At 28.4% G+C, this 7,509-nt stretch carries 8 protein-coding genes; 1 reads left to right on the forward strand and 7 read right to left on the reverse strand.

All coding sequences use genetic code 11. The annotated features are described in order from the left end of the window. Window positions 1-66 precede the first annotated feature (66 nt). Window positions 67-360: a Maf family protein gene (locus IBJ83_RS08105; RefSeq protein ID WP_201276057.1), complete on the forward strand. Its 294-nt coding sequence runs from the start codon at window positions 67-69 to the stop codon at window positions 358-360. 73 nt (window positions 361-433) lie between these two features. On the opposite strand, the gene truB is transcribed toward IBJ83_RS08105, so the two are convergent. From truB to IBJ83_RS08140, 7 genes are read right to left on the reverse strand one after another with little or no spacing between them, the layout of a single operon-like run. Beyond that, window positions 434-1,324, reverse strand: coding sequence for a tRNA pseudouridine(55) synthase TruB (gene truB / locus IBJ83_RS08110; RefSeq protein ID WP_201276054.1), 891 nt, complete (start codon window positions 1,322-1,324; stop codon window positions 434-436). Beyond that, a complete protein-coding gene (locus tag IBJ83_RS08115; protein WP_201276055.1) occupies window positions 1,314-2,309 on the reverse strand; it encodes a DHH family phosphoesterase in 996 nt (331 codons plus the stop codon). The genes truB and IBJ83_RS08115 overlap by 11 nt, the downstream gene beginning before the upstream one ends. Continuing rightward, complete coding sequence (gene rbfA / locus IBJ83_RS08120; protein ID WP_068472308.1) at window positions 2,281-2,679, reverse strand: 30S ribosome-binding factor RbfA; 399 nt, start codon at window positions 2,677-2,679, stop codon at window positions 2,281-2,283. Before rbfA ends, IBJ83_RS08115 begins: the two co-directional genes overlap by 29 nt. A 9-nt stretch (window positions 2,680-2,688) precedes the next feature. Next, the gene (gene infB / locus IBJ83_RS08125; protein ID WP_156435977.1) at window positions 2,689-5,409 is read right to left on the reverse strand and encodes a translation initiation factor IF-2; all 2,721 of its coding nucleotides are present in this window, start codon (window positions 5,407-5,409) and stop codon (window positions 2,689-2,691) included. Between the two features lie 15 nt (window positions 5,410-5,424). Beyond that, complete coding sequence (rnpM, locus tag IBJ83_RS08130) at window positions 5,425-5,694, reverse strand: RNase P modulator RnpM (protein ID WP_068472306.1); 270 nt, start codon at window positions 5,692-5,694, stop codon at window positions 5,425-5,427. An 8-nt stretch (window positions 5,695-5,702) separates the two neighbouring features. After that, window positions 5,703-6,818 carry a transcription termination factor NusA gene (gene nusA / locus IBJ83_RS08135; protein WP_068472304.1) on the reverse strand — a complete coding sequence of 372 codons (1,116 nt, stop codon included), beginning with the start codon at window positions 6,816-6,818 and terminating at the stop codon, window positions 5,703-5,705. A gap of 10 nt (window positions 6,819-6,828) precedes the next feature. Then, a complete protein-coding gene (locus tag IBJ83_RS08140; protein ID WP_201276056.1) occupies window positions 6,829-7,293 on the reverse strand; it encodes a ribosome maturation factor RimP in 465 nt (154 codons plus the stop codon). Window positions 7,294-7,509 lie beyond the last annotated feature (216 nt).

Consider the following 7,509-nt stretch of genomic DNA (forward strand, 5'->3'; position numbering starts at 1 on the left):
TGTCAATTACTATTATACCTCTTTGAGATGTTTTTTTCTATTCTTACTGGCTAATTTAATTTTACAATATGGGATTTATCCGGAAAAGAACATATCGTACAAACATCTGTTACAATATATTTTAAAGGACAATTTCATACATTTTCAGAAAAGAGTTTTGTAACTTTTTATGACCTAGATTCTACACAAAAAGAATTAATTGAAGATTATATTAAATCAGAAAACCCATTTGACAAAGCCGGTAGCTATGGAATACAAGACAAAGGAAATCTACTAATAAAATACATAAAAGGTGATTATTTTAATATAGTAGGACTCCCTATCTCAAAACTAAATAGAAAATTAATAGAAATTATGTAAGAAGAACCTCACCATTACACAGAACTTCGCATTGAATGAGAATAAAAAAAGCTGTGAAAATTCACAGCCTTGATTATTCGTTTGATTTATAAAATATATTTTTCATTTTTAAAAGTTTTTTATCTTCTGCTGAAATTAGTTCCCCAATTCCAATAAAAATATTGTTGCAATAGATTTTAAAAACTCCCTCTCTATCTATATCAAAAGTCTTTCTAAGTCCATTTGAAATGTGTTTGAAATATTTTTTATCAAAATCTATTCTTTCATATTGAAAAATATCTTCTATCTTTGTTAAAGTTTTTTGAAGTTCATCTTCGTTAAAAGTTTTAAGCCTTTCCAATGAATATGAATCTTCAATCTTAAACATTCCGTATTTATTTCTACAAAGAGAGCTCATATATGATAAATTATTTGTATCTGATGCAATATCATTAAATAAAGTACGAATATATGTTCCTTTTGAACAACTAACTTCAAAACGTATTTTATTATCATAAAAGTTAAGAATTATTAAAGAATATATTTCTACTTCTCTTTCTTCTCTTTCAACTTCTATTCCTGCTCTTGCGTATTCATATAATCTTTTTCCGTCTTTCTTTAAAGCAGAATACATCGGTGGTAATTGCATAATTTTTTTATTATCATATTTTTTTATAACTTCAAAAAATTTATTTTTATCTAAAGAAATTTCTTTAGACTCAATACTTTTACCCCATATATCCAAAGTATCGGTATTTATTCCTAAAGCCATTTCTCCAATATAACTCTTTCCCATAGTTTGAATATAATCAACAAGTTTTGTTGCACTTCCAATAGCAATGGGCAAAACTCCGGTTGCATTAGGGTCAAGAGTTCCTGCGTGTCCAACTTTCTTTGTTTTATAAATTTTTCTAACTATATTTAAAATATCTCTACTTGTAAATCCTTTCGGTTTATATACATTTAATATTCCGTTAAAATTCATTAGGATACTCACTTTTTAATTTTTCTAAAAATGAATTAACAGCAAAATCGAAATCTCCCTCTATAACACAACCTGATGACCTTGTATGTCCACCACCGTTAAAGTATTTGCAAATTTTTGAAACGTCAACAAATTCTTTACTTCTAACACTGCCTTTGAATAAGTTAACCTCAAGTTCTTTAAATAGTACAGAAACTTCAAAACCATTTATATCTCTATAATAGTTCACAATGTCATCAACCATGTCCATTGTTAAATCCGTTCCTTCAAAATCTGCTTTAAACATTCCGATTATTGCAACTTTATTATTAAAAAATAATTTTGCTCTATTTATTAATTTATTTTTAAACATTTCAACTTCAAAATTTTTATTTTGATAAAGTTGTTGGTAAATGAAATCTTTGTCTGCTCCTAAGTCATAAAGCTCAGCACAAACTCTCAAAGTTGATGCTCCTGATGATTGATATAAAAATCTATAAGTATCTGTATTTATTCCAACCAATAAAGCATCTGCAACCTCTTTTGAGATTTCAAAATTAAATTCTCTAAACAAATTAAATACTATCTCACAAGTTGAACTCATATTTGGAAATACATAATTAAAATCTGCAAAGTGTTCGTTTGTCTTGTGGTGGTCAATATTTATAGTTTTTTTAGCTCTTTTTCTAAAAACTTCTCCTATATCTCCGGGTCTATCAACTCCTCCACAGTCAACGTAAATTAATAAATCTAAATCTTGTTCATCAATTTCTTCGATATTTTTAAGAGTGTCTAAAAACATCAAATCTTTTGGAAAATAATCTACTTTAATTCCAAATATATTTTTATTTAAATTTTCTCTAATTCCAAGAACTGTTGCTATTGTAGAGCCAATATTATCTCCGTCAGGATTTTTGTGAGAAATTACTCCAATTTTTTCTGAAGATTTTATCAAATCTAAAATTTCTTTTGGAGTATTATTCTTCTTCGTCATCAACATTTCCATAAATTTTCCTCTTTTCTCTATCTTCTTTTGAAACTTTTATAATTAATTCATTCATTAAAACACCTTTTTCAAAAGATTCATCAAGTTTAAAAATTAATTTAGGAGTATGTCTTAAATCTAAAGTTTCAGAAATTCTTTTTTTCATATACCCTGTTGCATTTTCAAGTCCTTTTATAGTTCTTTCCTTAACTTTTTCATCTCCAAAAACACTTATGCTAACGTAACAAATGCCTAAATCATTTGTTACGCTAACTTTAGTTATATTTGTAATTGACGGATTTATTCTATTATCCTTTATTCCATTGTAAATAGCATCTGATAAAACTCTATTTATTTCAGATTCTATTCTTCCAAGTCTTTTTGCATTCATAAAAAACCTCTATCTTTCAACTTCCTTATCAATGTATACTTCAATTATATCTGATTCTTTTAAATCGTTATAATTTGCGATTCCAAGTCCACCTTCATATCCAGTTAAAAGTTCTTTAGCATCATCTTTAAATCTCTTTAATGATGAAATTTCACCCTCATGTAAAATTATTCCATCTCTAAGAAGTCTTACTTTTGCATTTCTTGTTACCTTACCATTTAGTACATAAACCCCTGCAACAGTACCAATTCCAGGAACTTTAAATGTTGCTCTAACTTCAGCTCTACCGATAACTTCTTCAACAAAAGTTGGAGCCAACATTCCCTTTACAGCTAATTTAATGTCCTCAATAGCATCGTAAATTACTCTATATGTTCTTACATCAACATTTTCATGTCTTGATAAGTCAATAGCTCCTTGTGAAGGTCTTACATTAAATCCGATTATTATTGCATTACTTGCAGCTGCAAGCATTACATCTGATTCATTAATTCCACCAACTGCACCGTGAATTATATTAACTTTAACTTCTTCGTTACTTAATTTTTCAAGAGAGTTTTTAACTGCATCAACTGTTCCTCTAACATCTGTCTTAACAATAATTTTAATTTCTTTTAAGTTACCGTCTTGAATTTTATTAAATAAATCATCAAGAGAAACTTTATTTCCGGATGCAATCATATTTTCTTTTTGAACATTTATAATTCTTTGAGCATATCCTCTTGCAGTTTTTTCGTCTTTAACTGCATAAATGAAACTTCCTGCTTCCGGAACTTCTGAAAGTCCTAATATAACAGCAGGCATTGAAGGAGATGCTTTTTTAATTTTCTTTCCTTTATCATCAAACATAGCTCTGATTCTACCGGTTGACGTACCTGAAATAACCATATCTCCTGAATTAAGAGTTCCCTTTTGTACTAATATTGTAGCAACAGGACCTCTACCTTTATCAAGTTGTGCTTCAATTACAGTACCAATAGCCATTCTATTTGGATTTGCTTTTAATTCTTCAACTTCGGCAACCATAAGTACCATTTCAAGTAAATCATCAATTCCTTCACCTGTTTTAGCTGATACAGGCATTGTAATTACATCGCCACCCCAATCTTCAGGTAATAATCCATTATCAGCAAGTTCTGTTTTAACTCTTTCAGGATTTGCACCGTCTTTATCTATTTTATTTATAGCAACGATAATTGGAACTCCTGCTGCTTTTGAGTGGTTAATGGCCTCAATAGTTTGTGGCATAACCCCGTCATCGGCTGCAACAACAAGAATAGAAATATCTGTAACTTTTGCTCCTCTTGAACGCATAGCAGTAAATGCTTCGTGTCCCGGAGTATCTAAAAATACAATTTTATTACTATTAATATTTACAGTATAAGCACCAATATGTTGGGTAATACCACCAGCTTCTTGACTTGTTACTTTAGATTTTCTAATATAGTCTAGTAGAGAAGTTTTACCATGGTCAACATGCCCCATTACAGTTACAACCGGTGGTCTAGTAACTAAGTCTTCTGCTTTATCTTCATAATCTAAAGATAAAATTTCATTTTCATCAGTAATTTCCGGTGTTTCTAAAACAACTGTCTTTCCAAATTCTTCAGCAATTAAACTTGCACAGTCAAAATCAATTTCTTGATTCAATCCTGCCATTATTCCAAGAGCAATTAATTTTGAAATAACTTGAGCACTATTTACTCCTAAGCTTTCTGAAAAGTCTTTTACAGTAATACTTTCTGGAATTTTAATTTCTCCAACATTTTCTACCTTACTTTCAAATTCTAAATCGCTATCGCTCTTAGTTTTATGGTTAGCTTTATTTTTCTTTTTGGCCGGTTTTAAAATAAGATTTGGATTTCTATCTTCTCTCATTTTATGTTCATTTAATGATTTATTCTTTTTATTTTTTTCCTGACCTTGTAAATGAGTTTTTCTAGCATCTCTTTTTTCGATAGCTGGGTCAACTACTTCTACAACATCATCTAAAAAGTCTTTCTTTCTATCATCAAATTTTCTTCCAAAATCTTTTTTATCTTTTCCGAAATTTCTATCTTTATTAAATCCATCTTTTGAATTTCTACCGTCTTTATTAAAGTTTTTATTATCTTTATTAAATCCCGGTTTCTTATCTTTGTTAAAAGGCTTATTATCTCTATTAAAACCTTCTTTTTTGTCTTTATTAAAGTTTCTATTGTCTTTATTGAATCCATCTTTTGAATCTCTATTTGAGTTTCTATTGTCTTTATTAAAACCTTCTTTTCTATCTTTATTAAAAGGTCTATTATCTCTATTAAAACCTTCTTTTTTGTCTTTATTAAAGTTTCTATTATCTTTATTGAATCCATCTTTTGAATCTCTATTTGAGTTTCTGTTGTCTTTGTTAAAACCTTCTTTTCTATCTTTATTAAAAGGCTTATTATCTCTATTAAAGCCTTCTTTTTTATCTTTATTGAAGTTTTTGTTATCCTTAAAATTATTTTTCTTATCTTCTAATTTTTCAGATTTATCAACTTTCTTTTCTTCTTTTGAAGATTCATTTTTTATATTTTCATTCTTTTTATTTTCCATTTTTCTAAAATGTCCAATAACTGTTTCTAAATCTTTTCCCTCAAGAATAGACATATGGCTCTTAACCTCTACACCTAATCCACTAATTATATTAATCAATTCCTTGCTTTGAAGATTTAAACCTTTTGCAAGTTCATGTACTCTAACTTTACTCATACTAGCACCCCTTTGCTATTCAATAGAATCCACATATTTTTTCAATTCTTCATAAAAATCACTACTAATCTCTGATTCTAATGCTACACTTAATCTCTTATTTTTCTTAGCTTTATCGACACATTTACTAGAAATACAAATATAAGCACCTCTGCCATTTTTCTTTCCGGTTGTATCAAATAAAATTCCTTCTTCTTTATTATTTACAATTCTCAATAAATCTTTTTTTTCTCTTTGTTCTCCACAAGCAACACATTTTCTCATAGGAACTTTTTTAACTTTCATACAATCACCTATAATTCAAAACCATTATTTATAAATTCCTGCTCTCCATCAAAATTAGGTTCTATTACACCATTTTCAATATCTTCTTTGTATCTTTCCAGACCTTTAATGTCTATTCTCCAGTTTGTAAGTTTAGCTGCAAGTCTTGCGTTTTGACCTTCTTTACCGATAGCTAATGATAATTGTGAATCCGGAACGATTATTCTTGCTCTATTTTCAGTTTCATTCGTGAATACAGCAATTACATCTGATGGACTAAGAGCATTAGATAAATACTCTTTTACATTTTTACTATAAACGATAATATCTATTTTTTCTCCTTTTAGCTCTTTAATGATTGAACTAACTCTTGACCTCTTGTAGCCAACACAAGCTCCAACTGGGTCAACATCATCATTTTTAGAGAAAACAGAAATTTTCGTTCTACTTCCCGGTTCTCTTGCTATTGATTGAATCTCAACAGTTCCATCTAAAATTTCCGGAACTTCTAACTCAAATAGTCTTAAAACAAAATTTGTATCGGCTCTTGAAAGTAATACTTGAGCACCTTTAGTTGTGTTTTTTACTTCCTTAACGTAAAATTTTAATCTTTCTCCTACTCTATAAACTTCATTTTTTATTTGTTCAGCAGGAGTTACAATAGCCTCTAATTTTCCTAAATCTATGAACAAGTTATTTCTGTCAATTCTTTGTATTTGTCCCGAAATAAGTTCTCTTTCTTTATCTTGGAAATCATTATATATTACTTCTCTTTCAGCATCTTTAATCTTTTGAATAACGATATTTCTAGCAGTTTGTGCTGCAACTCTACCAAAATCCATAGTTTTAAGTTTTATGGAAACTTCATCACCAAGTGCATATTTTGTACTTATAGCTTTTGCATCATCTAAAGAAATCTCTGTTATATTATCCTCAACAACTTCTACAACCGTTTTAACAGCAAAAAGTTCAACTTTACCATTTGTTCTGTTAATATTAATCTTTACATTTTCATGTTCTCCGAAGTTCTTTTCATAGCTTTTTAAAAGTGCTTTTTCTAAAGAATCAAATATTATTTCTTTAGAAACACCTTTTTCACGTTCAATTTCATCTAATGCCCTTAAAAAATCTGTTGTTCCTTTCATCATCTTCTCCTTAAATTTCAATTTGTGATTTTATTATTGCAATATCTTTTCTAGAAAAATTAATGCTTGATTTTCCATTTTCTAAAGTTAAACTTTCCTCATCAAAAGATTTTAAATATCCAATAAATTCTTTTTCACCATTTATTTTTTTATAACATTTAACTAGAACTTTTTTTCCAATAAAAGTTTCTAATTGCTCATCATCTTTTATTTCTCTTTCAGCTCCGGGAGATGAAACTTCTAAAAAATATGAATCATCTATCGGGTCAACCTCATCTAACCAATCACTAACTAAATTACTGGCAAATTCGCAAGAATCTAAATCAACACCTCCGTCTTTGTCAATAAAAATTCTTAGAACATTTCCTTTCGGTTCTTTTACATATTCTGCATAAACAAAATAAATCCCATTTTCTAAAAAAACATTTTTAAAAGTTTCTTCAATAGTTTTTAATAATTCATTTTCTCTTTTCAAAATTTTCTCCTTTCGACCATTAATTAAACTAAAACGAAAGAGTGGGACAACCCACTCTTCCTTTAAAAGAATATTTTTAATTATTATAACATAAATTTTTAAAATTTACAAGTAATTTAATAATAAATTACATATCTCTATTGTTATGATACAATTGATGTGAGACCAAGGGTACAAAAAAAAGAGAATATCCTGTATAATTAAAATAACAAAAAA

The organism is Parvimonas parva (assembly GCF_016552165.1).
Taxonomy (GTDB): Bacteria; Bacillota; Clostridia; order Tissierellales; family Peptoniphilaceae; genus Parvimonas; species Parvimonas parva.

Coding starts and splice junctions, on each gene's coding strand:
- truB (WP_201276054.1), bottom strand. CDS start 1,324: ATGAATTTTAACGGAATATTAAATGTATATAAACCGAAAGGATTTACA.
- IBJ83_RS08115 (WP_201276055.1), bottom strand. CDS start 2,309: ATGGAAATGTTGATGACGAAGAAGAATAATACTCCAAAAGAAATTTTA.
- rbfA (WP_068472308.1), bottom strand. CDS start 2,679: ATGAATGCAAAAAGACTTGGAAGAATAGAATCTGAAATAAATAGAGTT.
- infB (WP_156435977.1), bottom strand. CDS start 5,409: ATGAGTAAAGTTAGAGTACATGAACTTGCAAAAGGTTTAAATCTTCAA.
- rnpM (WP_068472306.1), bottom strand. CDS start 5,694: ATGAAAGTTAAAAAAGTTCCTATGAGAAAATGTGTTGCTTGTGGAGAA.
- nusA (WP_068472304.1), bottom strand. CDS start 6,818: ATGAAAGGAACAACAGATTTTTTAAGGGCATTAGATGAAATTGAACGT.